We start from the raw sequence: 24,646 nt of genomic DNA on the forward strand, positions 1-24,646 counted from the left end.
CTCCTTTGATTTAACTTGCTTAAAATAATTGGGTAGCCCAATTCCAAAATTTTGAAACTACGCTTGCTTCGTCTCTTTTTCTCTCTTTTTCATTCGGCAGTTTTGCCAGTTTTGACTTTATGTCGTTCTCCGGCGCTACTGGAATGGAGTCTTCAGCTGTATCCTCATCCGTACTAAAATCGACTGCACTGTCTTGGACCGGTGATTCGCCGTGATGTCTCATACGCTTGTTGACATCTATCTCATAAGCAGAGTAGTTGTTTGCAGCGTATTTGATAAGACCAAGAGCAGCTGAGTACTCAGGTCCTCTGACGTCATCATAAAGACCATCCATCTCAGGTGCTTGAGCAAGACGCACAGGCATATTGTCAAATATTGCGACAGCCAACTCTCTGATACCGTCCATATTGCTAAATCCGCCTGTCAGTACGACTCCCGCACCAAGATGCTCTTTTAGTCCGCTTTTTTCCAACGACTGCGCTACTATCATAAGTGTCTCTTCGACTCTTGCATAGATGACGTTATGAACGACCTCTAACGATACTTCATGTGTCGAATTTTCATCGCCGATGATCGGCAGCTCTATCAGGTCATTGCTCGGTGTGTTAAGTGAACCGTAGTTCATCTTGACTTTTTCAGCAACGTTTAACGGAGTATGCAGAGCCATAGAAAGATCGTTCGTTATATGGTTGGAACCTACACCTAAGAAGTCGTTGTATCTGATAGAATTACCGGAATGTACAACGATGTTACAAGTGTTTCCGCCCATGTCGATAACAGCGACGCCTAACTCTTTTTCATCATGGTTCAATACGGCGATAGCAGAAGCGTATCCTGAAAGGATGACGTTCTCGACTTCGACACCTGCAGCTTTTACCGCTTTTTTAAGGTTATGAAGGTTTGATTTTTGTGTAGTGATGATGTGAGTCTCGACCTCTAGTCTTGAAGCGTTCATGCCAAGAGGGTCTTCGATGAAGTCCTGCTCATCCACTTTAAAATTGTACGGAAGTGCGTGAAGTACTTCATACTCATTTGGGATATTCGCATTATATAGAGATGTATGCATAACGCGGTTTATCTCTTTAACGCTGATCTCTTTATGAGGGATGTTTACGATACCGCTAGAGTTTAGACTTTTCGTGTAAGCGCCAGAAATAGAGACTATAGCACTTTTAATGTCTGTACCGGCAACACGTTTTGCATCCGCAAGAGCATTTCTTATCGATTTTGATGCTAACTCTATGTTAGTGATGCTGCCTTTTTTTAGACCTTGAGCTTTAGCTTTTCCTGAACCTGTGATCTGTATATGGCCATGCTCGTTTATGTCTGCGATAACTGCGCTAACTTTAGTTGATCCAATATCTATGGCTAAAACAGTTTTGTTCAACTTACAGTCCTTCTACAAATATTTCAGTTTTAAAACGCTTTTTCAACACTTTAAGCAGGTTTTGATTTAACAAATCAGTTCTTAGCTTAACTATAACAGAATCAACATTTTCTTTTGAATTATCGAGCAACTTTTGTTCCAAAATATTAAATAAGACTATCTTTTTATTACTTAGAGTAACAAAACCGCGTTTTTTGTTATTTTGAAAAAGCTGGCTTAGGAACTCAGAACCCTCTTGTTCAGTAAGACCGGCAACTTTTGTCACATCTTTTGCTGTTATAAAATCGGTATTTTTCCCATTAAATGTAGCAAGTGATGATTGAGCAAGTTGTTGTAACTGGTTCTCTTTTGCTTGTGAAGCGTACATTGCAGCGACTTGAGCTTTGGCTTCTTCAAATGTTTTTGGGACTGAAGGATTCATTTTATCAAGTTTGATAATAACGTATTGGTCATTTATGACTCTAGGTTTAAGGTATGGTTTTGCATCTGTTAGTTCAGAGACCTCTTTTAATATGTCTGCATCGAAGATGTTCTTGCTGCTGCTTAGAGAAACATTTTTAACTGCAATGTTTTTATCCAGTTCACCTTTTTTATATGCTACGAAAGTTCTTAAAGACTCTTTTTTCGTCTCTTCGTCGTTTAGCATCTTTGTTATAAGTTTTCTTGCAGAATCAGGGATCTTCTCATTCCAAGTTATGCTTGTGAATGCCGACTTGTGAGCGTTGTAGTACTCTGTAAGTTCACCGTCCGTGTACTCTTTGCTTACAGGTGCTTGGATTATGTATGAAACATCAAAACTCGGTTCAGTCATAAAATTAGATTTTACGCCTTCCCAGTATGCTTTTAGTTTTTCGTCCGACATATCTACTTTTATCATAGACATATCAAGTACTTTATAGTTTATCTTGTCTGCGATATTAAACATTGTAAGAAGAGACTGCTCTTCAAGTGCAGTTGGCTTGATGCTTAACATGCTTAATGTTTTTGAGATCAGGATCTGTTTTCTAAGATCGCTTTCATACTCTTTTGTAGAAAGATTGTTTCTTGAAAGTATAGTCTTGTAAAGGTCCTTGTCAAAAGCACCGTTTGTCTCAAATGCTTTTTCAGCCTTGATGACGTTTAACACCTCTTCGTCACTGACTCTCAGGTTATAGCTGTTTGATAGATTGAGTATAAGAGCCTGATTGATCAGCTGGTTCAGAGCCTGTTTTTGAAGACCGAAGCTTTTTGCCTGAGCCTCATCGAATTTTCCCTGAAACATTCTGTTGAAATATGAGTACATACGGCCATATTCTTGCTGAAGTTCACGGTAGCTGATCTCGACATCACCGACCTTTGCGACTGCGCTTGCTTTCTTCCCGTAATTGTACTGTCCCCAACCTACAAAACCGGCACCGATAAATGCGATCGTAGAAATCCAAATTGTTATAACTAGCCATTTGCGGTGTCTCTGCATCCATGAAATCATAAATAATAAACCTTATATAGAAAATTTAGTTATTCTATGATATTTCGTATTAAAGCTGTATAAAAAAGGATTGCAATATTGGACAATATTTTGATTTTATATAGTTTTGGTATTATTTTGCCAAAGGAAGAGGATTATGAACAATTTACAATTATCGAATCAAGACTTAGAACATATCTGGCATCCGTGTACACAGATGAAAGATCATGAGTTTTTGCCGATAATCCCGGTAAAAAAAGCTCATGGAGTCTATCTGGAAGATTTTGAAGGAAACAGTTACATCGATGCGATAAGCAGCTGGTGGGTAAACCTGTTCGGACATACAAACGAGTATATAAATTCCAAGATAAAAGAGCAGCTTGACAATCTGGAACATGTCATCTTGGCAGGCTTTACGCATGAACCTATCATTAGGCTTTCAAAAAGGCTGGTCGACCTGACCCCTAAGGGGCTTAACAGATGTTTTTATGCAGACAACGGATCAAGTGCCATAGAGGTCGCACTCAAGATGAGTTATCACGCACATAAAAACAGCGGCAGAGAGAGAACACTTTTCGTTTCACTGAAAAACAGCTACCACGGAGAGACTATCGGTGCTCTTTCGGTGGGTGATGTCGAACTTTACAAAGAGACCTATGAACCGCTTTTGATCAGTTCGATCCAGACAGAAGTACCCAAAGATCAAAGTAAACAGGCTGCGCTTAAAGCTGCCGAAAAGTTCGAAGAGTTGTGTGAAAGAAGAGCGGGAGAGATCTCAGCGCTTATCGTCGAACCTTTGGTTCAAGGAGCGGGTTCAATGCACATGTATCATCCCGACTTTTTGTTACATGTAAGTTTTACATGTAAGAAGTACGGTATCCATCTTATAGCCGATGAAGTGATGGTCGGCTTTGGTCGTACAGGATCGATGTTCGCGTGTGAACAAGCGGGGATCAGTCCCGATTTCATAGTCCTTTCAAAAGGACTTACAGGCGGATACCTGCCGCTTTCTGTCGTGCTTACGACTGATGATATCTATAATGTTTTTTACTGCGACTATAGTGAGTACAAAGCATTTTTGCACTCACACAGTTATACAGGAAATGCTCTTGCATGTGCCGCGGCCAATGCGACCTTGGATATTTTTGAAAAAGACGACGTTATAGAAAATAACAAAAAGACGGCTGCTTACATGTATGAGAAACTGCAGAAGTTCAGTGAACTTGAGATCGTGGAAAACATAAGACAGACGGGGATGATATGCGCATTTGATCTTAAAGGCTTTACGCCGCAGCAGAGAATAGGGCTAAAGGTGTATCAGCACGGTCTGGATAACGGAGTTCTGCTTCGTCCGTTAGGCTCGACTATCTACTTTATGCCTCCGTATATTATAACACACGAAGAGATAGACAAGATGTTCGATGTGGCTTACGAGGCGGTCTCACGACTCTAATCAAACGTGATCGATTTCTTATCGCGCTCGAGCATAAGGAGTCTGCAGCTTTTTTCCAAGATGGCAAGCTTCTTTGCCATCAGATGGATATCTCTGTTATAGGCATAGATGCCGTAACCGCGGATGACCATGATATCCGTATCGTTAGTCTTTAGATACTTTGTTATCTCACTCTCTGCTCTGTCATACCAGTCTTCAAACTGCTGAGGATTTACGATATCTAAACGTCCGATCTCCATATATCCGAAGTAGTCTTTTGGGATGATGATGTTATGGTCAAGTGAATACGCCGTCGTAAACGGAGGCATCGTAAATGTTATGAATTTTGCATCGCTTATCTGCGAATAGATATTTTTGTGGATATCCGCATCCAGACTCGCTTGTTTCCATCTATAGTCTTTTTTGAAGTTAAGCTCTATAAGAGTCTTTTCATCCAGCGAGTCGAAGATCGCATCATCCGTATTGATAATAAACTGATTTGAGTCTGTTTTAGCTGATATGGAACCGTGATAGATCCCGAAGAAATCTTTCCTGAACATGGAAAGAGAAAATGTTTTGATCTGAGATTGTACTAGTTGCTTATTCATAAGATAATTGTATCTAAAAACTTATGTTTTAGATACTCGATCTGTAAAAAAAATTATCAGTAAAGTGCATCAATATTATCACTGCCGCACTCTAACTCTTTAAGCCAGTCAAGGAAAAGTCGGACATTTTCACCTTCAAAAAGAAGTCCGTGCTGCGGTGCTATGATCTCGACATCAAGTTTTTCAACATGATTTACCCATGCGCGGCAAAGCTTGTTTGAACCCATATATCTTTTATGAAAGCCCTCTAGATACACTTTATGCTCATCGAAGTTTTGGACATGTTTATAGTCATCGTCCATATTGACGATAGCCGCACCGATATCCCCTGAAAAGAGTATCTTCGATGCTGAGTCGTACATCGAGAAGTTCCCCGGTGAATGCAGAAAGTGTGCAGGGACAAACTGAAGATAGTTGTCACCGAAGTTTATTTTTGCACCATGATCGGCAAGCGGCATGATCCTGCTCATATCTAAAAAACCGTAGTGGCTCATAAATCTGACCCAAAGGGCTGAGATGATGAACTTTGCAGAGGTACTTACACTCCACTGTGTGATCGAACCTGATACGTCGGGATCTTGATGTGAGAGAAAGATGAACTTGATATTTTCAAGCGGAACATACTTGCTTACGGCTTCGCTGAGTTCGTCAAAGATCGCTTCGCTTCCCGGATCTATCAGGACACCCGTATTTTTTTGTACTATCAGATACTGGTTTACAGACAGATATGAGTCTTCCTGAGATTCATCGTCAAAACTAAACATAATAAATTTATGAACACCGTTGTCAAATAAGACCTTCTCTTTGTTTGCCATTTTACAATCCTTTAAATTCCCGAATTAAAGCCATCTGCCGCTTTGCTATATATTTTATGAGTGCACTCTTTTGGTCAAATCCAAAATCCATCATAAAAACTATACTATAACTATCATCATATTCATCTTCTCTTAAATATCTGCCCTTCGATCCGATCGCTACAGGTTCCGTATCGTAATTGAGTATGATCTCGATATATATTTCACTCCCTTCTTTATGTATTCCCGCAGGCAGAGCATCGAGTTTGAGTTTAACGGCATCCACGGAGATATCTTTGATCGAGATATCACCGCCGTAATTATGGTCGTTTACCGACAATGTGACACTGTAGTTATCATCAGGTCTGACACGGACATTCTTTCTGGTGATAGGCGATGTTTCTATAAAGTAGAAGCTTCTAAACTCTGCTAATTGGTTTGTGAACTCTATCTTCGCGATGTTCTCACAGATGATAGAGTGCGGCAGTGTCTCCGAGACGATAACTACTCTTTTCTCATTTTGTATCGCTTTTAACTGCATCTGATTTGTCTTTAAGACAATATGTGTTTCATCTATGTCGACGATGATCCCGTGATTTGTGATGCTTAGGCCTTTATAATAGTTATGCATTTGAAGTTTTGCGGTATTTTCTTTAAGAACGGTCAGAAGGTTGATCATATACCCTCTCTCTTCCTCTTTCTTTGTATCTACCTCTTTGCTATACAGGTGCATAAGATTTAACTGGGTAATGTTGTCAAGCGAGATGATGACGTGAGTATCGTCATCGGGTATGGTCTTATACTTTAGAAGAAAATGGTTTATGTTCTCATCTTTGTCTTTCATCTCTACATTAAATATGTTTTGCTCGCTGGAGTAAATCTTTTCCTTCCAGCTAATGTTCGCATCATTGTATAAAAAACCCTCATGTTTTAAAAACAGAGCACCGAAGTCTGAGCACTTATCATTAAACTCTTCAATCGTGTTCACATTGAAAAAATCTAAAAATACTTTGTTGGCCATGATGGGAGTATCTTCATTGAGCATCAAGACCATAACGCTCTGATTGTCTAGAAGTTTGTTCTGCTGTGTTGAAAATATCTGTTTGTTCTGTTCATCTTTTATCTCTTTAATTGCAAGAGAAAGTGTATTGAGCAGTTCCGATACGTTTATGGGTTTTTTGATAAATCTGAATATCTTTAAGTTGATGTAGTGTTTGAGGATCTCTTTTTCATCATGTGCGGAGATTATGATGATCTTTGTTTGAGGTGATATCTTTTTGACCTCTTTGCTCAGCTCCAGACCGTTCATCTTAGGCATGTTGATATCGGTGATAAGAATGTCCGGATTGTGCTTTTTAAACTGTTCTAGACCGGCTTCTCCATCTTCGGCAGCGTATACGTCACGAAAGAGCTTGCGAAAAAGAATAGAACCGTTGTTGAGAAGTTTAGGATCGTCTTCAACATATAAGACAGATATCCCTGTACCTCTAAGCTTTAGCTTTTTTAGATCGATCATAATCACCTCTGTTGAGAGAGATTGTAGAATAGTATTTATTATAGGAAAATTAAAGAGGAGAGTTTACGTAGTAGTTACATGTAAGAAAGACTTACATGTAACCGATATAAAGATTTCTTATTTACCGTTTCCGTAGTGTTTAGCAAGGTAGTTTACGATGATCTTTGCATCATTGTCAGCGATAGGCGCTTTAAAGTGTGTTATCATCTTGTCTACTTTACCTTTCCAAAATGCGCGAGACTGCGGACCTTGGTTTGTAATATATCCAAAAGAGTGACACATCAAGCAGTTTGCGTTTACTTCGTCAAACCCTTTACCCATCTTGATCTCATAAGAGATATAAGGAACTTCGACAGGTTTACTTACCTGTGCGAACATTGCTGCACAAAATGCTAGTATTAATAATAATTTTTTCATCCATTCTCCCTTTATACGACTTTGATAGTTACTACGTCGATACCGTTGAATTTATATCCGCCGTGGTTCCATTTAACATCTTTTGTAAGAGGCTGCTCATTACCCAGTTTGTCTACCGCTTTTGCCATGATCTTGACTTCACCGTAAGTCTCAGGTTTAAAGCTGTATCTAAATCCTCTGTACGCATAACGTCCAGCTTTACCGTCATCTAGTTTAGCTGCATCCCAAGTTTTACCGCCGTCTAAAGATATAAACACATCTTTGATACCTATACCGCTGTCAAATGCGACACCGCGTACGACTAGTTGTGAACCGTATGCTACGACTTCGCCGTTTGTCGGGAAACCTATAACAGATTTTACGTTCATAGTAGTAATAGGTTTAGTCGTCTTAAATTTATGATCAGGAGTCTCAGACTCAGTTTCATTGTCCGGAACACGGTAAGCGACATCCATAAAGAACAGGCTTTTGTATTTGTCAGTAACCGTGATATTGCTAAGCATCTTAACCCAGCTGTCAGAGTAGTAACCAGGAAGAACAAGACGTACAGGGTATCCGTTTAGGTAAGGAAGGTCTTCACCGTTCATCTCATACGCAACGATAACGTGATCATCCAGTTCGCTTAGGTGAAGTTCACGTACAAAGTTTGGAGTCTCATAGTATGCAGCATTGTCCATACCGTTGAATCCGATCCACTCAGAATCTTTTTTAAGTCCTGCACGGTGAAGTAGGTCACTAAGTCTTACACCTTTCCATTTTGCACAACCCATAGCACCGCTACCCCATTGGATACCGCCAGTGATTGGTTGAAATGCTGAACGGCTGTTTCCGCCACACTGCAGTACTGCAGTAACTTCGACTTGCTCAAAATCCTCTTTTAACTGTTTTAGAGTCACTTGGTAAGGAGTCTTAACCAAACCGTTAATAGAGATCGTGAATTTGTCCGGATCATTATGAGTCGGGATCTCAGGAAGATGCCATCTGACAAAGAACTGGTCATTTGGAGTGATAGCTTGTGTGAAAACATCACGCGGTGCTTCAAGTAGAGGCGGACGATCCGAGTATGTGATCATCGGTCTTTTCTCTGGAAAATTTATTTTAGATATTGGTCTATTGTCTACAGGTTGTCTGGTGGCTACAGTACTACCAAAGGCGCTACTGCCCACAGTAGCGGCCCCAACAACAGCAGCAGTTTTAAAGAAATCTCTTCTTTTCATATTATTTGCTCCTTATTTTTTGGAATTTTATCATAAAAAGTTGATAAATAGCTAAGTAGATTTCTTAATGTTTTATTCAATTTTTCTGTATAAATTATCCATATAAAAGAAGGATTACATGTAAGAATATCTCTTACATGTAAAATAGAAAAGCTAAAAACTACTTGCCGTTTCCGTAAGTAGTAGAAAGGTAGCCTACGATAGTAGGTATATCTTCAGGAGCGATAGGAGCTTTGAAGGCATTGATCATCTTATGGACCTTTTCATCCCAAAACTTGTGTGACTGGTTTCCTTGATTGAGAATATATCCAAAAGAGTGACACATGGAACAGTTGGCCTGAACACTATCGAGGCCTTTTCCATCTTTTAGTGTATATGGCACATCGGGTGATACTATGTCTTGGCTTACCTGCGCCATCAATGGCGAGAGAGCTAAAGCTGTACTAAATATGATTTTTTTCATGTAATACTCCTTTTATACAATTTTGATCGTGACCATATCGATACCGTTGAACATATATCCGCCTCTATCCCAAGGGACATCTTTAGCAAGCGGCTGTTCGTTTCCTAAATAGTCTATTGCTTTTGCCATGATTGAAAGTTTCCCTTTTTTGTTTGGTCTAAAACTAAATCTGAAAGCTCTGTAAGCATAGCGTCCGTTGTCTATACCTAACATTGCTTCTTCCCATGTTTTTCCATTATCAAGAGAGATAAGGACTTTTTCTACACCGATACCGCCGTCAAAAGTGACACCGCGTACGACAAGCTGAGACTGAAACTCTACTTCTGCACCGTCATCAGGGAAACCGATGAAAGATTTGATATTCATCCTTGTGATCGGTTTTGTCATTTTTGCTAAATGATCCGGTGTCTCTCCGTGTGTCGCATTGGCAGCAATACGGTACGCTTTATCCATAAAGAACAGTGGCGTATGATCTTTGGTTACAACGATATCCTTGATCATTTTTACCCAGCTGTCAGAGTAGTATCCGGGAACGATCAGACGGGTTGGAAAACCGTTGAGATATGGAAGGTCCTCATCGTTCATCTGGTATGCGATCATAACATCTTCATTCAGTTCATCAAGATTGAGTTCGCGCACAAAGTCAGGTGTTTTATCATAAGCCGGTTTTTCCATACCGTTGAAGTTCACCCAGTGAGAATCTGCTTTCATACCTGCACGTTTGAGGACGTCTTTTAATCTTACACCTTTCCATTTTGCACATCCCATCGCGCCGCTGCCCCATTGGACACCGCCTGTTATCGGGACAAATGCTGAACGGCTGTTTCCGCCACACTGAACAACAGCCGTGACCTCTATTTGTTCAAAATCTTCTTTTAGTTTTCTGAGGGTCAGTTCATAAGGCTTAGCCACATTTCCGCTAATTTTAATAGCGTATTTCTCAGTATCTATCAATGTCGGAATTTCCGGAAGATGCCATCTTACGAAGAATTCATCGTTTGGAGTGATGACTTGAGAAAATGTCGAACGCGGCGCTTCAAGAAGCGGAGGGCGGTTCGAGTGAGTGATCATCGGTCTCTTTTCCGGAAAGTTGATCTTTTGCGGTTTTCTGCTGTCAATAGGCTCTCGCATAGCTACACTGCTGCCAAATGCACTGCTGCCGACTGTTGCAGCACCTACAACAGCAGCGGTCTTAAAGAAATCTCTTCTTTTCATCTATATGCTCCTTAATTTTTTTGTCTCGAAAATAGTGTAACAGAGAAAAGTAATTAAGCAAAAGTAAATTTTTTAATCATAATATTCAATTTTTTTGTATATAATTATGGAAGTTATAAAGGATGTCTTATGTTTACACTAAAACAACTTGAAGTTTTTATGTCTCTGGCACAGAAGCAAAAGGTAATCGACGTGGCCACGGAATTCAATATGAGTCAGTCTGCCATATCGATGTCGATAAAAGAGTTAGAGAAGATAGTCGGTGAAAACCTTTTTGAAAGAATAGGGAAAAGATTGACCTTAAATGAAAGAGGCGTGCTTTTTTTAGAACAGATATCTACGCATATAGATGCTTTGGAAAAAGTCTATGCAAACTTTTCATCTCAAAAAATCGAAGGGAGTCTGCGTATATGCGCCAGTGTCACTATAAGCAACTATCTTTTACCGGGGTATATAGATGAGTACAGCCGTATCCATCAAAATGTAAAGTTCTCTCTGAAATCTGCGAACACGAATGATGTTATCCGTATGATAAAAGAGGGCATATATGATATAGGTTTTATCGAAGATAAATGTAATGACGAAGCCCTTACATGTAAGCAGATTGCGACAGACGAGCTTGTCGTAGTCACATCAAATACAGAACTTGCAGCGGCAGAGAGTCATTATATAGATGCACTTTCAGGTATGCAGTGGATCATGAGAGAGGTCGGTTCAGGGACAAGGGCTGTGTTTTTAGATGCGATCGCACCCGAAACCATAAACATATATATGGAGTTCGATCATACCGAGACGATAAAGAAGTTCTTGAAACTAAGCCCGAACTATATAAGCTGTCTTCCTAAGATATCCGTAGAAAAAGAGTTGCAGGACGGTTCACTGTTTGAACTTCCTATCCGCGGTTATCGTTTTGACAGGGATTTTATACTTATAATGAGAAAAGATAAAAAAGTCAGTATGCTGGTAGATGATTTTACGAAGTTCATATCTAATTCGATATAATTCGTTATTAAAGAAATAAAAGGTCTGTCAGTCATGCAAAATATCCCTCATATTCCGGTCTTATATCGAGAAGTCCTAGAAGCTTTTGACGATGTGGACAGCGGGATAATCATAGACTGTACGATGGGGTACGGCGGACACTCCTCACTGCTTTTGGAAAATAAGCCCAATATCAAGCTTATCGGCATAGACCAAGACCAGACGGCTATCGACTTCTCGACTGAGCGTTTAGAGCCTTTTAAAGAGAGAGTAGAGATCAAAAAGGGTCGTTTTTCCAAAGTGATTAAAGAGATCTTACAAAACAACGATGTAAAAGAGATAAAAGGGATTCTTGCCGATATCGGCGTCTCTTCACTTCAGCTTGATCAAAAAGAGAGAGGATTTTCATATGAGAGTGACAATCTCGATATGAGGATGGATAAAGACGCTCCGCTAAGTGCATCGGATGTCATAAACAACTACTCTGTCGTCGAGCTGGAGAGGATCATAAGAGATTACGGCGAGATGAGAAACTATAAACAGATAGCCTCTTTTATCGTAAACAACCGCCCGTTTCATTCTGCAAAAGAGCTGAGTGATAAACTCAGACATCTTCTGCCTCACGGTAAGAAGATCCATCCTGCGACTCTATTGATGCAGGCGATCCGCATTGAAGTAAATGATGAGCTTGGAGAGTTAAATACACTCTTGGATGAGATACAAAATATTGGACTTGTCGATACGGATGTGGCGATCATCTCGTTTCATTCACTTGAAGACAGGATCGTAAAACAGAGGTTTTCAGAGTGGAGCAAAAACTGTATATGCCCGCCTGAAGCATTCAGATGTACATGCAGCAGAGACAACGCGATAGGCAAACCGAAATCCAAGAAGCCTATAACGGCACAAAATGATGAGTTAAAACAAAATCCAAGAAGCCGAAGTGCGAAGCTGAGAGTTTTTAAAATAAAGAAGATGAAGTAAAGAGATGAGTGAAAAAAATGAGATTTTAGATGAGGTTTCATCTGTCATAAAACCAAGAAAGAGTTTAGATCTAAGATATCTGCTGCAGTTACTGTTGATAATCTCTTTAGTCTTTGTGACAGTCTTTCCAAAGATGTATCTACAGCATGAGATCTATTATAAAAGCAGGGAGATAGCAAAACTGCAGCGTGAATATGACTCTTTAAAAGAGGAAAATGAGATTATTAATGCTAAAGTAGAGGCGATCAAGTTTAAAAACCAGATCTTAGACACTATATTTTAGGAAGCTGATATGATTAAAAAATTTGTCGAGTTCGCCATAGACAAACCGATCTTAAATCATATATTTTTAGCTTTCATACTGGTCATGTCCATTTTTGCATACATCAATGTGCCAAAAGAGATATTTCCTCCCATCGACACCGACCAGATCATAGTCACGGGCGGATATGCAGGTACGAGTGCCGACGTACTGGACAAGATGGTCGCAAAAAGCATAGAGGATGAACTCAAAAATATCGATTCTCTGGATACCATAAAGACTACCATTAAAAACGGTGCTTTTACCATAACCGTCGATATCAAACGCGGTTCAAACAACATCTCGGTACTCAATGATGTCAAAGACGCCATAGATAAGACAAAGCGTGATCTTCCTTCAGATATGGATGACCCTATTGCAAAGATACAGGAGAAGTCGTTTCCTCTGGTATTGATAGCACTTGCGGGAAAAGTCAGCACAAAAGAGCTGATCCTACGTGCCGATGAACTCAAAAGCGAACTCTCAAAACTCAAAGACTTGAACGATATTACTATCCGCGGCGACGCCGATGACGAGTTGGTGTTTCGCATCAACGAAGAGCGCATAAAAGCGTACGGACTTGACCAGGCATCCGTCGTATCGGCACTTTCTAACATCAGTTCCATCTTTCCTATCGGGACTATCAAGCAAAGAGGCTCGCATCTTTACATCTCTACATACAACGGCGAAAAAGATAAAAAAAGCGTAGAGGACACGCTTATTACCGTGATGGGAAAAAGAGTGAGAGTAGGCGATATAGCCGATGTTTCGTTTGAACTGAGTGACGAGAGCGAGATATCGCACTATAACGGAGTAAGAAACATCTCCATAAACGTGACAAAGTCAAAATCGGGAAATGCGATAGCTCTTTCAAAAGAGATCAAAGAGATCCTTAAAGAAAAAGAGAAACAGTACCCAAACCTTCAGTACAGAGTCTACACCGATACGTCGATCTGGATAAAAAACCGTCTTAATACCGTTGTATCAAACATACTTTTCGGACTCATTTTAGTGTTTATCTCGATGCTGATCTTTGTAAACCGCGGTATCGCTTTTGTCGTCGCTATCGGGATACCTGTGAGTTTTATGATAGGGCTTATCGCCACCCAGCTGCTGGGTGACAGTATCAATATGCTCTCTCTTTTAGGTGCGCTTATCGCTCTTGGGATGCTGGTGGACGAGGCTATCGTCGTGGCCGAGAACATCTACAGGCATTTAGAAGAGGGTAAAAGCAGACGTGAAGCTGCCGTTATGGGTGCCGTAGAGATGTTTCCAGCCGTTCTGACGGCTACACTTACAACCATCTTTGCATTCTTGCCTATGCTGCTTTTGACAGGAGATATGGGGGCTTTTATAAAGATCATTCCTATTATGATCTCAGTACTGTTACTTAGTTCTCTTTTTGAAGCATTTTACTTTTTGCCATTGCACTCGTATGACTTTTTAAGACTGCAAAAAGAGGGGTTCGCGACACACTCGATTTGGGAGCATCTTTACAGATGGTACGACAGGCTGCTACATTTTCTCTTTAGAAGAAAACACCTCTCACTGATAATGATCGCCGGGCTGATCCTGCTTGCGACATTCGTGATGATCAAACAAAGCAAGTTTCAGCTCTTTCCCGAGTTTGATGTCACACAGATATACGTAAGCGGCAAGGTGGATGTAAACTCTGAACTTCAAGACACGGAAAAACAGGTTAGCAAGATAGAGAAAGTGCTGCTTGAAAAACTGGATAAAAAAGAGTTTTCCAGTGTGACGAGTGTTATCGGTATCAAAATAGATGCCAAGAACCAGGCGGAACTCGGAGACAACCTTTTTCAGATTTTTATAGACCTCAAAGAGCGTGCACCCGATAACTTTTACAACAAATATATAAACCCGCTGCTTAGTATAGAGTATGACAAGGATCTGCTGGTACGCGGACGCGATGCAAAAGATATGGCAGAGGATATAAAAAGCTGGATAAAAGAGTTTAAGACACAAAAAGATGCAAACGGCAAGCCTCTTTTTGACGAACTCACCATAAGAGTCCCGGGTGCGGGAGTCGTGGCAAACGACATCGAGATCAGTTTCAGCGGTAAGAGTGAAGATGAGATCATAGCGGGGATCAAAAAAGTACAGAGTGCACTCTCAAAGATAGACGGTGTCTATAACATCACCGATGATGCGACAGTAGGTGCAAAAGAGCTTAAACTCCGTGTCAACAGATATGGACAGTCACTAGGGTTTAACGAACAGATAGTCTCAAGTCAGCTTCGATCATACTACCTGAAGGGTGAGTATGCAAAGATGTTTAACGAAGAGGGGCTTATCCGCATAAAAGTTGAGGGTGATGTAAAAGACAGACTCTCATCACTTAACGGCATAGAACTGAGTGTCCCTAACTCAAACAGCTTTGTCGCATTAAAAGATATCTGTGACTTTGTAGTGATCCAGGGGTTTGTGACGATCAATAAAGAGGATGGAAAAAGAATACGTACCATCTTCGCATCACTTGACAAGAAAAAGGTGACGTCGTCCGAGGTGATGCAAAAGATAGATCCCCTTTTAAAAGAGTTGGAGAAAGAGGGATTCACGCTTGATATCAAAGGTGAGGAAAAAGAGAACAACAAAAACAAAAAAGAGGTTGGACAATCAGCTATTATCGCGATCTTTTTGATATTTATCACGCTTATCTGGCTGTTTAACTCGTTTAGAAAGTCTTTGATAGTCTTAAGCACCATCCCGCTTTCTCTTCTCGGTGTCTTAGTCGGTCATGCAATAATGGGACTCAACCTTACGATGCCCGGACTTATAGGGATCGTAGGTCTTGCCGGAGTCGTAGTAAACGACGGTCTGATCATGGTGATGTTTATCAAAAAAGCAACAAACAGCGAAGAGCTTATGAAGATGGCAAGAACCAGGCTTAGACCGATCCTGCTTACTTCCATCACTACTGTTTTAGGGCTTTCAACGCTTATCTTTTTTGCTTCGGGACAAGCTTTGATACTTCAGCCGATGGCTGTTTCTTTAGGATTTGGCGTAACTTGGGCTACTGTGCTAAATCTAATCTATGTTCCGCTACTCTACGCTGTCGTGTATAGGATAAAGCCTCCTTTAGCGAGTTGATTACCCTTACATGTAAGCTAAGCGTTTATATAGAGTTGAAGTGATATAATCGCAAAAACAATATTTAGGAAAGTGATATGTATAATATTTTTGAAGATGAAGATGATATCTTTATGGGATCTCCTAAGAGTAAGTTCCTAGATATTATCTTTAATGCACACCGCGGTTTGGCGGATGCCGAGTTAGAGAGAATCATGGAACGTATGGCTGTCTTAGAGCTTATGATGGATATGGAAGATGCTGACGCTCTTGAAAAGAAGATAGCTCAGTATGCTTTTGAAAACTTGGATGAGGTTCAGACAAAAGTAAAAAGTCTTTACATCGAGAGTATGGGAAATATTGTAACTCAAAGCGAGTAAGACTTAAATGGTCAGATTTTTACAAGTAATTTTACTCTTATCTGTTTTTAGTGTTTCTATTAATGCACAACTTTATGAAGCAAGCTACAATATAAAGCTAAAAAAGGATAAAACAGAGAAAATTCTTGTAAAATATGACGGTATTGAAAAGCTGCTTAAATTTAGGTGGACTCTATACCACAACGACGGATTGGTACTGTTTCGCTCCTATGATCAGATAGTCGCACAGAATATACTTTATTTAGGTCACACCAACCAGTCGATTCGATTAGAGCTAAAATCTCGTGCCGGCGGATTTTACTCGTTGCCGTATATTATTTTAAAATTTGTAAAATTTGATTATCAGACACAAGAAGCTACTTTTGAGCTTTTTCTGTTTGATAAGAAAAAGCAGATAGATTTGAAGTTTTTAACTAAGGAAGCATTGTAAGGATGATTGAAAAAGTAGAACAAGAGATAGATAGATTAATAAAAGAGATAAATTATGACGATGTTACCCGTCTTTTTTCAACTCTAGTCGGCGGAAAACGCCTTCGTGCTAAACTTGTCTTAAAAATCGCATCGGCTAATGAAGACTCACTTTTATTAGCTGCTATTATCGAGCTTATACACGCTGCAAGCCTTTTACATGATGATGTCATAGATGATGCCGCTTTAAGACGCGGAAATGCATCTGTAAATGCTACAGAGGGAAGTAAAGTTGCCATCATGCTTGGAGATATACTTTACTCAAAAGCATTTACCTCTCTTGTCTCTTTTGACAAAGAGATCGCTTCGGTAGTCTCATCTGCCGTAACTGCTCTTTCTATCGGAGAGATGCAGGATGTCAATCTTGCTAAAAACTTCAATGATGACGAAAAGATCTATCTTGATATGCTTTATTTAAAAACAGCATCGCTCATAGAAGCCAGTGCTACGGCAGCTGCGCTTTTAGCCGGAAAAGATGCAGCGTCTTATGCTCTTTACGGGAAAAATCTCGGTCTTTCATTTCAGATCATCGATGATATCTTAGATATCGTCTCAGACGAAAAGACTCTTGGAAAACCTGCAATGAACGATTTTGTAGAGGGAAAATGTACTCTTCCGTATATCTATCTTTACCACTCTTTAGATGATGCAGATAAAAAAAGACTAGTCTCGCTTCACGGTAAAAAGATATCTTCAGAAGATAGCGTCTGGATCAAGACGAAGATGGATGAACATAAGTCTATTGAAAAGTCGTTTGCACTTGCGGTAAAACTTTCAGACGAAGCAAAACATGTGGTCTCAGGGGATGTGGAATTGACAGCGATCCTAGATACGATGATACAAAGAAGTTATTGATGCATTATTTGACAATAAGCTTTACGCATAAAAATTCAACGATAGAGATACGTGAAAAACTCTCTTTCTCGGATGAAGGACATTTAAAAGAGTGTCTGGCAAAACTTAATTCATCTGAAGCTATCCACGAAAGTATATTGATCTCTACATGTAACAGAATGGAAGTCTTTGTAAGCTGTTCAAGCGTTATGACGGCGACAAAACATATCTTTAAACTATTAAACGAACGCTCAGGAATAAGCGAAGAGGAACTCGAAGGCCGTGCAGATATCTTTGACGATCAGGGTGCGATCCATCATCTTTTCAGTGTCGCATCATCACTGGACTCTTTGGTAGTCGGTGAAACACAGATAGCAGGACAGTTAAAAGATGCGTTTAGGTTTTCATACGACAACAATTACTGCGGTCAAAAACTCTCACGCGCTATGCATTATGCATTTAAATGTGCTGCAGAGGTCAGAAACATCACAAATATCTCTTCAAAGCCGGTCTCTATTGCAAGTGTCGCAGTAAATCAGCTGCGTGATATCTTAAAAGATCTAGAGGGTAAAAAAGCTCTTGTTATCGGTGTCGGAGAGATGTCTGAGATCACGGCTAAACATCTTATCTCTAACGGTGTCGAGGTCTATATTGTCAATAGAACACGAGCCAATGCCGAAGAGTTGGCTGTTAACTGCGGTGCAAAAGTGAAAGATTTTTCTGAACTGCCTCAGTTGGTAAATGAGTTTGAGATACTCTTTACGGCAACATCTTCAAAAGACCCGATCATCACGGATGCGATCATTGAGAACTGTGACTTTGAACGTTACTGGTTCGATATGGCTCTTCCTCGTGATATCAGTTTTTCTCACGGAGAGAACATCAATCTTTTTGTTATAGATGATCTAAAGTCGATAGTCCATGAAAATCTTACAATAAGAGAAGATGAAGCAAGACGTTCGTATGAGATAATCGGCCGTCAGACTATGCACTTTTATGAGTGGCTCAGAAGTCTATCGGTCGAACCGATCATAAAAGAGATCTATACTCAAGCAAAAAAAGCTGCCGAAGATGAGACTGCCCGCGTTATCTCAAGCGGATATCTTCCAAAAGAGTATGAAAAAGAGATACAGAAGATGAACGAGCAGGTACTAAAAAGATTTTTACATGATATCACACATAAGATCCGTCAAGTTTCAGGCGAAGCCAATGCTGATACTATGATAGAGTCTTTAAAATTTTTGTTACAAAGTGAAAAATCAGAGTTACCGAACAAATATAAATGCGAACATATGATAAAGGGTTAAAATAAAATGAGATTGTCAAACTTGTATATTCCTACAACAAAAGAAGCACCTTCAGATGCAACACTGCCGAGCCATATTTTTCTTTCACGTGCGGGATTTATCTCACAAGTCGCTAGCGGACTGTATAACTTTTTACCGTTAGGTAAAAAAGTTTTGAAAAAGATAGAAAATATCATCAATGAAGAGATGGAAGCTATCGGTGCTCAAGAGGTAGAACTAAGTTTTGTGACACCGGCAGAACTTTGGCAGGAGAGCGGACGTATTGAGAAGTTTGGAAAAGAGCTTTTACGTTTTAAAGACAGAAAAGAGAACCTTTTTGTTCTTGGGCCTACTCATGAAGAGATGATGGTAAACCTGGTACGTAACAAAGTCACAAGCTACAAGCAGCTTCCTCTTCACCTGTATCAGATAAAGACAAAGTTCCGTGACGAAGCTCGTCCGAGATTCGGTCTAATGCGCGGTCGTGAATTTCTTATGAAAGACGGTTACAGTTTTCACGCTACTACTGAAGACCTTGACAGAGAGTTTAATGCCGTTGAAGAGGCTTATAAAAAAGTCCTGACTCGTCTGGGACTAAACTTTAGAATCGTAGAAGCAGACAGCGGTGCGATCGGCGGAACAGGTTCAAAAGAGCTTATGGTACTTGCAGACAGCGGTGAAGACACGATAGCGGTTTGTGACAAGTGTGAATACGGTGCAAACATCGAAGCGGCAAAACGTTCTGAACGTAAAGAGATCCCTGAAGCGCCGGAAGCACAGTTCAATAAGTTTCTTACACCTGATGTCAAAAGCATAGAGGAACTCAGCGAGTTCTTTAAAGTCGATCCTTACTACACTGTAAAAGCAGTCGCAAAAAGACTTGTATTTGAAGATAAAAGCGAGATAGCTCTTTTCTTCCTTCGCGGATGCGATGCTCTTCAGGAGAAAAAAGCACAGAGTACGACAGGTGCTATCGATATAGTCGATGTTGATGAGTCTGAACTTGCAGAGATCGGTCTAGTCGCAGGCTTTATGGGACCTCTTGATCAGACAAAAGTAAAATATGTCATAGATACAGACCTGTATGAAGCAAAAAACATGATATGCGGTGCAAACGAAAAAGATTACCACTTTGTAGGCGTTGATATGTCAGTACTGAGCGAAGCATATTTTGCCGATATCGTAGAGGTAAAAGAGGGTGACGGCTGTCCACACTGTGACGGTACTTTATCATACACAAAAGGGATAGAAGTCGGTCACATCTTTAAACTCGGAACGACATATTCAAAAGTCTTAAAAGCTGAGTTCTTAAATGAAAAAGGGCAGGCTGAGCCGTTTATCATGGGGACTTACGGTATGGGTGTGAGCCGTTTGGTCGCTGCTATCATTGAACAGCATCATGATGAGAACGGATGTATCTGGACTAAAGAGAGTGCTCCGTATATGGTAAACGTCATGGTCTCAAATATCAAAGACGAAGAGCAGGTGGCTCTTGGTGAAAAGCTTTACAGCGAATTAAAAGCAAAAGGCGTCGAAGTCGTACTGGATGACAGAAAAGAGCGTTTTGGATTTAAGATGAAAGATGCAGAACTTGTAGGATATCCTTACACGATCGTCATCGGTAAAGAACTTGTAAACGGGATGGTTCAGATATTTGACAGAGCTGCTTACTCAAAAGAGGATGTCAAAGCGGATGAGATCTTAGAAACAATAGTAGGACGTTTATAGATGATCTATTTTATAGTATACCTGTTTTTAGAAGTTCTTATATCGGTAAATATCTCTTCATTGATCGGCGGTTTGGCTACCTTCTTTGAGATCATACTGACTGCTTTATTAGGTATAGCGATACTGATCAATTTTCGTACTACATTCTTACAAAACCTAAGTGCAGTCTCTTTTAACTGTATAGACTTAGAAGAGTTTCAAAAACTGAACCTTTTTACGGTCTTTGGTGCGATACTGCTTATTTTGCCGGGATTTTTGACAGATATAATAGGAATAGCCCTGCAGTTTTCTGTTTTTACATCGATGGCCATTAATTATTATAATGTAAAATCTGGTAAATGTAATATTAATACTGATACAACAAGAAAGGATGATGATGTTATCGATGTCGAAGTTATTAGTGACACTATTTCTAGTAAGTAGTCTGTTTTCGGTCTCTGTTTTTGCTCAGGCAAAAGATTATACAAACGAGGTTGTCAGTTTTTTAAAAAACAATATCAGTAAGAATCCAAACGTTATATCACTGGACGTAAAGGTCATAGATAAAAAAGATATGGAAAAACCGGAAGGCTGGCAGGCTTATATTGTCTCTTTTGAAGGAAAAGCAAAAGTAGGTAAAGATGAGAAAAAGATCTCGCAAAACTCTATCTATTTTGTAAAAGACGGGATCATGGCTACTGAACTGATAGATATGAAAACAGGTATGAAGCTCAACGATACGATCAGTCCAAAGTTTAAAGACGAGTTTTATACAAAATCAAACCTTATCTACGGAGATGAAAGTGCTGCACATAAAGTAGCAATTTTCTCAGATCCGCTTTGTCCGTTTTGTAAAGCTTTTGTTCCGGGTGCTATAGAGTATATGAAAAAATATCCAAAAGATTTTGCAGTGTACTACTATCACTATCCGTTAGAGGGTCTGCATCCTGCTTCACCGACTATCTGTAGAGCTGCCATCTATCTTGAACTACAAGGGAAAAAAGACTCTCTTCTTAAGATATACAGTCTGAAGATCGATCCAAGAGAGACAAATGAACAGAAGATACTGGATGTCATAAATCATACACTCGGAACAACGATCAGTGTCAAAGATATTCATTCGATCATGGTCCAAAGTCAATTTGAAGAGGATCGTCAGATTGCAAATGTTCTGTTGGTAAACGGGACACCTACTGTTTATTTTGACGGTGCAAAAGATGCAACAAAAAACAAATATAAAAGCGTAAAGGTACATTAACATATGAAAAAACTAACTATAGCTACTCGCGGAAGTCAACTTGCTCTATGGCAGTCTAACCATATAAAATCTGTTCTTGAAGAACAAAATCCGGGACTGGAAGTTGATCTAAAGGTTATAGTGACAACAGGTGACAGGATTCAAGACAAAGCGTTGTCTCAAATAGGCGGTAAAGGTCTGTTTTTAAAAGAGTTAGAAGAAGCTATGTTACGCGGCGAAGCACAGATCGCTGTTCACTCGTTAAAAGATGTACCGACTGAACTTCCTGAAGGTTTTGTACTCGGTGCTATCACTGAGCGTGAAGATTCAAGAGATGCACTTTTAAGTGAAAAATATGAGAGCATCGAAGCACTTCCTGAGGGTGCGGTTGTCGGTACATCATCACTTAGACGTAGAATGCAGATAGAGCGTCTTCGTCCCGATCTTGTCATAAAAGACCTGCGCGGAAATGTCGACACGCGTATCAAAAAACTTAAAAACGGTGATTTCGATGCTATTATCTTAGCATCAGCCGGGATAAACCGCTTAGGTTTTACAGGCTCAGTAAAATATGTCTATCCGATCTCACTAGATGAGATGATTCCGTCAATGGGACAGGGCGCTTTAGGGATAGAAGCTATCAATGATCCTGAAGTACTAGAGATCGTCAGCAGATTGCAAGATGACTCTACAATGATTGCGACGACAGTAGAGAGAGATTTTGTAGATTCATTAGACGGCGGATGTCAAGTACCGATAGGCGTCAATGCAGTAGTCAGCGGTGAAGATATCTCTATAAAAGTGATCTTGGGATTGCCTGACGGTTCTGAGATATTAAGCGAAGATACGACAGCAAAAGTATCAAACTATAAGACCATCGGCAGACTTATAGGTCAAGACCTGATAAACAAGGGTGCAAAAGAGCTTTTACATCGTGCGGAAGTAATGGCATCAAATATGGTATCTACCCTTTAAAAATAAAACTCCATAAACTTTTCCCTTATTCAAGGGAAAAATAGTCCAACTACAATAAAGAGAAATAATGCAAAAAACTATAGAGTTACTTAGAAGAGAAAATCAGCTTACTATTATTAACGACAAGGTAGATATATATTTAGAGATCCCTCATCTTGCATATGCCGAAGTAAAGAAACAAGACGGCGGTAGAGCTCTGCTTTTTACAAATCCGGTCGATTCAAAAAATGGAGTCGAGTTTGATACTCCGGTATTGATGAACATATTCGGCTCATATAAAAGATGTGAACTTCTTTTTGGCAGACCTATCGAGTCTGTAGCAGATGAGATAACAAAGCTATTACATATGAAACCGCCGAGCGGATTTAAAGCGAAGATGTCGATGCTTGGTGAGCTTTTTGCATTAAAAAATATCTTTCCTAAGCGTTTAAAGGGCGAGGGCGAATGTCAAAAGATCAAGTACTTAAACGATGATGTAAATCTTTATGATCTACCGATACTTACGACTTGGGAAGAGGATGGCGGTCCGTTTATCACTATGGGTCAGGTCTATACTCAAAGTCTTGACGGTGAGATGGTAAACCTAGGTATGTACAGACTTCAAGTGTATGATAAAAATCATCTTGGTATGCACTGGCAGATCCACAAAGATTCATCTCACTTTTTTGACCAGTATCAAAAAGCGGGTAAAAAGATGCCTGTCAGTATTGCGATCGGCGGAGATCCGCTTTACACTTGGTGTGCAACGGCACCGCTTCCTTATGGAGTAAATGAGCTGTTGCTTTACGGACTTATCAAAAAAGAACCGGCAAGACTTGTAAAGTCGCTTACAACACCGCTTTATATACCTACTGATGTTGATTTTGTCATAGAAGGCTGGGTCGATCCGTCTGAGTTTAAAGTGGAAGGACCGTTTGGAGACCACACGGGATATTACACGTTAGAAGAGAAATATCCGTTTATGGAAGTAAGTGCCATCACGACAAAAAAAGAGCCTGTATATCTTGCAACGGTCGTTGGAAAACCGCCTCTTGAAGATAAATATATGGGATGGGCGACTGAGAGAGTATTCCTACCGCTTCTCAAAACGAATGCACCGGATCTTATTGATTATCATATGCCTGAAAACGGCGTTTTTCATAATCTCATTTTAGCTAAGATGCAGACACTTTATAAAGGACATGCAAAGCAGTTTATGCACCTTTTCTGGGGTTCGGGACAGATGAGTTTTGTAAAGCATGCAATATTTTTAGATGCAGCAGCACCAAAGCTTACAAACTATGATGCATTAGTCACCTATATACTAAACAGATTTGACCCAAAACGTCTCTTTATTACCGAGGGTGTGACGGATGCTCTTGATCACTCTTCACCTGAAGCCTTGGTGGGAGGAAAACTCGGCATCGATGTGACTGCTGCAAATGTAGTTGCTCCTCCACAGCTTTTAGGTGATGAAGAACTGTTAAATAAGGTGCAGGAAGTCTGTCCGGAAGTGACAGGGTTGCAGCAGTATATGCGCCATACAAACAACCCTATAACGGTTCTCTCCGTCAAGAAATCAAGAGTCTTAAAAGAGTGTTTTGAAGCATTGGTAGCACTAAGTACGAATATACGTATAGTCGTCTTTGTAGATGAAGAGAAAAACGATATTTCTAATCCGTATATGCTTATATGGAGAGTGACGAATAACATCGATGCGACTCGTGATATTTTTATCTCGGGATTAATGGTCGGAGTTGACGGAACAAATAAGAATAAGATCGACGGATTCAATAGAGAATGGCCCGGTGATGTCGAGTGTACGGCAAGTGTAGTCGAGAGTTTAAAAGAGCGTAACTTATGGACTTTAGATGAGCAAACGCACAAAAAGTATCAGATTTAAAAATTAAATATTTATGATTATTTTA

23 protein-coding genes and 1 pseudogene are annotated in these 24,646 nt (G+C 40.0%); 14 read left to right on the forward strand and 10 right to left on the reverse strand.

Annotation, left to right across the window (positions count from 1 at the left end; genetic code table 11):
- Window positions 1-19: 19 nt before the first annotated feature.
- Window positions 20-1,387 carry a cell division protein FtsA gene (gene ftsA, locus WCX87_RS04185; protein WP_345980790.1) on the reverse strand — a complete coding sequence of 456 codons (1,368 nt, stop codon included), beginning with the start codon at window positions 1,385-1,387 and terminating at the stop codon, window positions 20-22.
- 1 nt (window position 1,388) lies between these two features.
- Window positions 1,389-2,843: a SurA N-terminal domain-containing protein gene (locus WCX87_RS04190; RefSeq protein ID WP_345980791.1), complete on the reverse strand. Its 1,455-nt coding sequence runs from the start codon at window positions 2,841-2,843 to the stop codon at window positions 1,389-1,391.
- A gap of 148 nt (window positions 2,844-2,991) precedes the next feature.
- On the opposite strand from WCX87_RS04190, the gene WCX87_RS04195 reads away from it, so the two are divergent.
- Window positions 2,992-4,287 carry an adenosylmethionine--8-amino-7-oxononanoate transaminase gene (locus tag WCX87_RS04195; protein ID WP_345980792.1) on the forward strand — a complete coding sequence of 432 codons (1,296 nt, stop codon included), beginning with the start codon at window positions 2,992-2,994 and terminating at the stop codon, window positions 4,285-4,287.
- Here WCX87_RS04195 and WCX87_RS04200 read toward each other — a convergent pair.
- From WCX87_RS04200 to WCX87_RS04235, 8 genes and pseudogenes are all read right to left on the reverse strand, one after another.
- Window positions 4,284-4,874: a class II aldolase and adducin N-terminal domain-containing protein gene (locus WCX87_RS04200; RefSeq protein WP_345980793.1), complete on the reverse strand. Its 591-nt coding sequence runs from the start codon at window positions 4,872-4,874 to the stop codon at window positions 4,284-4,286. The genes WCX87_RS04195 and WCX87_RS04200 overlap by 4 nt on opposite strands.
- Before the next feature lie 56 nt (window positions 4,875-4,930).
- Window positions 4,931-5,689, reverse strand: coding sequence for an MBL fold metallo-hydrolase (locus tag WCX87_RS04205; RefSeq protein WP_345980794.1), 759 nt, complete (start codon window positions 5,687-5,689; stop codon window positions 4,931-4,933).
- Window position 5,690: 1 nt separating this feature from the next.
- Window positions 5,691-7,184, reverse strand: a complete 1,494-nt coding sequence (locus tag WCX87_RS04210; RefSeq protein ID WP_345980795.1) for a response regulator — start codon at window positions 7,182-7,184, stop codon at window positions 5,691-5,693.
- Between the two features lie 117 nt (window positions 7,185-7,301).
- A complete protein-coding gene (locus WCX87_RS04215; RefSeq protein ID WP_345980796.1) occupies window positions 7,302-7,601 on the reverse strand; it encodes a sulfite:cytochrome C oxidoreductase subunit B in 300 nt (99 codons plus the stop codon).
- Between the two features lie 11 nt (window positions 7,602-7,612).
- Window positions 7,613-8,674 carry a molybdopterin-dependent oxidoreductase gene (locus WCX87_RS04220; RefSeq protein WP_345981094.1) on the reverse strand — a complete coding sequence of 354 codons (1,062 nt, stop codon included), beginning with the start codon at window positions 8,672-8,674 and terminating at the stop codon, window positions 7,613-7,615.
- A 93-nt stretch (window positions 8,675-8,767) separates the two neighbouring features.
- Window positions 8,768-8,821: pseudogene (locus tag WCX87_RS04225) on the reverse strand (twin-arginine translocation signal domain-containing protein); the annotation flags it as partial.
- 157 nt (window positions 8,822-8,978) lie between these two features.
- Window positions 8,979-9,281 carry a sulfite:cytochrome C oxidoreductase subunit B gene (locus WCX87_RS04230; protein WP_345980797.1) on the reverse strand — a complete coding sequence of 101 codons (303 nt, stop codon included), beginning with the start codon at window positions 9,279-9,281 and terminating at the stop codon, window positions 8,979-8,981.
- A 12-nt stretch (window positions 9,282-9,293) separates the two neighbouring features.
- The gene (locus tag WCX87_RS04235) at window positions 9,294-10,496 is read right to left on the reverse strand and encodes a molybdopterin-dependent oxidoreductase (RefSeq protein ID WP_345980798.1); all 1,203 of its coding nucleotides are present in this window, start codon (window positions 10,494-10,496) and stop codon (window positions 9,294-9,296) included.
- A gap of 129 nt (window positions 10,497-10,625) precedes the next feature.
- On the opposite strand from WCX87_RS04235, the gene WCX87_RS04240 reads away from it, so the two are divergent.
- From WCX87_RS04240 to WCX87_RS04300, 13 genes are all read left to right on the forward strand, one after another.
- Entirely contained in the window at window positions 10,626-11,498 is an 873-nt protein-coding gene (locus WCX87_RS04240; protein WP_345980799.1) for a LysR family transcriptional regulator, read from the forward strand.
- Between the two features lie 33 nt (window positions 11,499-11,531).
- Window positions 11,532-12,461: a 16S rRNA (cytosine(1402)-N(4))-methyltransferase RsmH gene (rsmH, locus tag WCX87_RS04245; protein ID WP_345980800.1), complete on the forward strand. Its 930-nt coding sequence runs from the start codon at window positions 11,532-11,534 to the stop codon at window positions 12,459-12,461.
- A 4-nt stretch (window positions 12,462-12,465) separates the two neighbouring features.
- The gene (locus tag WCX87_RS04250; protein ID WP_345980801.1) at window positions 12,466-12,744 is read left to right on the forward strand and encodes a hypothetical protein; all 279 of its coding nucleotides are present in this window, start codon (window positions 12,466-12,468) and stop codon (window positions 12,742-12,744) included.
- 9 nt (window positions 12,745-12,753) lie between these two features.
- Complete coding sequence (locus WCX87_RS04255) at window positions 12,754-15,873, forward strand: efflux RND transporter permease subunit (RefSeq protein ID WP_345980802.1); 3,120 nt, start codon at window positions 12,754-12,756, stop codon at window positions 15,871-15,873.
- 77 nt (window positions 15,874-15,950) lie between these two features.
- A complete protein-coding gene (locus WCX87_RS04260; RefSeq protein ID WP_345980803.1) occupies window positions 15,951-16,232 on the forward strand; it encodes a DUF2018 family protein in 282 nt (93 codons plus the stop codon).
- A gap of 7 nt (window positions 16,233-16,239) precedes the next feature.
- Window positions 16,240-16,662 (forward strand): hypothetical protein, encoded by a 423-nt coding sequence (locus WCX87_RS04265; RefSeq protein WP_345980804.1) that lies wholly within the window; start codon window positions 16,240-16,242, stop codon window positions 16,660-16,662.
- A 5-nt stretch (window positions 16,663-16,667) separates the two neighbouring features.
- Window positions 16,668-17,555 (forward strand): polyprenyl synthetase family protein, encoded by an 888-nt coding sequence (locus tag WCX87_RS04270; RefSeq protein WP_345981095.1) that lies wholly within the window; start codon window positions 16,668-16,670, stop codon window positions 17,553-17,555.
- Window positions 17,555-18,841 (forward strand): glutamyl-tRNA reductase, encoded by a 1,287-nt coding sequence (gene hemA / locus WCX87_RS04275; RefSeq protein WP_345980805.1) that lies wholly within the window; start codon window positions 17,555-17,557, stop codon window positions 18,839-18,841. The genes WCX87_RS04270 and hemA overlap by 1 nt, the downstream gene beginning before the upstream one ends.
- Before the next feature lie 6 nt (window positions 18,842-18,847).
- Window positions 18,848-20,548, forward strand: coding sequence for a proline--tRNA ligase (locus WCX87_RS04280; protein WP_345980806.1), 1,701 nt, complete (start codon window positions 18,848-18,850; stop codon window positions 20,546-20,548).
- Window positions 20,549-20,971: an FxsA family protein gene (locus WCX87_RS04285; RefSeq protein WP_345980807.1), complete on the forward strand. Its 423-nt coding sequence runs from the start codon at window positions 20,549-20,551 to the stop codon at window positions 20,969-20,971. It abuts the gene before it with no gap.
- Window positions 20,934-21,785 carry a thioredoxin domain-containing protein gene (locus WCX87_RS04290; protein WP_345980808.1) on the forward strand — a complete coding sequence of 284 codons (852 nt, stop codon included), beginning with the start codon at window positions 20,934-20,936 and terminating at the stop codon, window positions 21,783-21,785. The genes WCX87_RS04285 and WCX87_RS04290 overlap by 38 nt, the downstream gene beginning before the upstream one ends.
- Window positions 21,786-21,788: 3 nt before the next feature.
- Window positions 21,789-22,739 carry a hydroxymethylbilane synthase gene (hemC, locus tag WCX87_RS04295; RefSeq protein WP_345980809.1) on the forward strand — a complete coding sequence of 317 codons (951 nt, stop codon included), beginning with the start codon at window positions 21,789-21,791 and terminating at the stop codon, window positions 22,737-22,739.
- Window positions 22,740-22,806: 67 nt separating this feature from the next.
- A complete protein-coding gene (locus tag WCX87_RS04300; protein WP_345980810.1) occupies window positions 22,807-24,621 on the forward strand; it encodes a menaquinone biosynthesis decarboxylase in 1,815 nt (604 codons plus the stop codon).
- The last annotated feature ends 25 nt before the right edge of the window (window positions 24,622-24,646 follow it).

Origin of the sequence: Sulfurimonas sp. HSL3-2, assembly GCF_039645965.1 — a bacterium.
Classification (GTDB): domain Bacteria; phylum Campylobacterota; class Campylobacteria; order Campylobacterales; family Sulfurimonadaceae; genus Hydrocurvibacter; species Hydrocurvibacter mobilis.

Excerpts from the sequence above, each read along its gene's own strand:
- WCX87_RS04190 (WP_345980791.1), bottom strand. The coding sequence starts at position 2,843 with ATGCAGAGACACCGCAAATGGCTAGTTATAACAATTTGGATTTCTACG.
- WCX87_RS04195 (WP_345980792.1), top strand. The coding sequence starts at position 2,992 with ATGAACAATTTACAATTATCGAATCAAGACTTAGAACATATCTGGCAT.
- WCX87_RS04200 (WP_345980793.1), bottom strand. The coding sequence starts at position 4,874 with ATGAATAAGCAACTAGTACAATCTCAGATCAAAACATTTTCTCTTTCC.
- WCX87_RS04205 (WP_345980794.1), bottom strand. The coding sequence starts at position 5,689 with ATGGCAAACAAAGAGAAGGTCTTATTTGACAACGGTGTTCATAAATTT.
- WCX87_RS04210 (WP_345980795.1), bottom strand. The coding sequence starts at position 7,184 with ATGATCGATCTAAAAAAGCTAAAGCTTAGAGGTACAGGGATATCTGTC.
- WCX87_RS04215 (WP_345980796.1), bottom strand. The coding sequence starts at position 7,601 with ATGAAAAAATTATTATTAATACTAGCATTTTGTGCAGCAATGTTCGCA.
- WCX87_RS04220 (WP_345981094.1), bottom strand. The coding sequence starts at position 8,674 with ATGATCACATACTCGGATCGTCCGCCTCTACTTGAAGCACCGCGTGAT.
- WCX87_RS04230 (WP_345980797.1), bottom strand. The coding sequence starts at position 9,281 with ATGAAAAAAATCATATTTAGTACAGCTTTAGCTCTCTCGCCATTGATG.
- WCX87_RS04235 (WP_345980798.1), bottom strand. The coding sequence starts at position 10,496 with ATGAAAAGAAGAGATTTCTTTAAGACCGCTGCTGTTGTAGGTGCTGCA.
- WCX87_RS04240 (WP_345980799.1), top strand. The coding sequence starts at position 10,626 with ATGTTTACACTAAAACAACTTGAAGTTTTTATGTCTCTGGCACAGAAG.
- rsmH (WP_345980800.1), top strand. The coding sequence starts at position 11,532 with ATGCAAAATATCCCTCATATTCCGGTCTTATATCGAGAAGTCCTAGAA.
- WCX87_RS04250 (WP_345980801.1), top strand. The coding sequence starts at position 12,466 with ATGAGTGAAAAAAATGAGATTTTAGATGAGGTTTCATCTGTCATAAAA.
- WCX87_RS04255 (WP_345980802.1), top strand. The coding sequence starts at position 12,754 with ATGATTAAAAAATTTGTCGAGTTCGCCATAGACAAACCGATCTTAAAT.
- WCX87_RS04260 (WP_345980803.1), top strand. The coding sequence starts at position 15,951 with ATGTATAATATTTTTGAAGATGAAGATGATATCTTTATGGGATCTCCT.
- WCX87_RS04265 (WP_345980804.1), top strand. The coding sequence starts at position 16,240 with ATGGTCAGATTTTTACAAGTAATTTTACTCTTATCTGTTTTTAGTGTT.
- hemA (WP_345980805.1), top strand. The coding sequence starts at position 17,555 with ATGCATTATTTGACAATAAGCTTTACGCATAAAAATTCAACGATAGAG.
- WCX87_RS04280 (WP_345980806.1), top strand. The coding sequence starts at position 18,848 with ATGAGATTGTCAAACTTGTATATTCCTACAACAAAAGAAGCACCTTCA.
- WCX87_RS04285 (WP_345980807.1), top strand. The coding sequence starts at position 20,549 with ATGATCTATTTTATAGTATACCTGTTTTTAGAAGTTCTTATATCGGTA.
- WCX87_RS04290 (WP_345980808.1), top strand. The coding sequence starts at position 20,934 with ATGTCGAAGTTATTAGTGACACTATTTCTAGTAAGTAGTCTGTTTTCG.
- hemC (WP_345980809.1), top strand. The coding sequence starts at position 21,789 with ATGAAAAAACTAACTATAGCTACTCGCGGAAGTCAACTTGCTCTATGG.
- WCX87_RS04300 (WP_345980810.1), top strand. The coding sequence starts at position 22,807 with ATGCAAAAAACTATAGAGTTACTTAGAAGAGAAAATCAGCTTACTATT.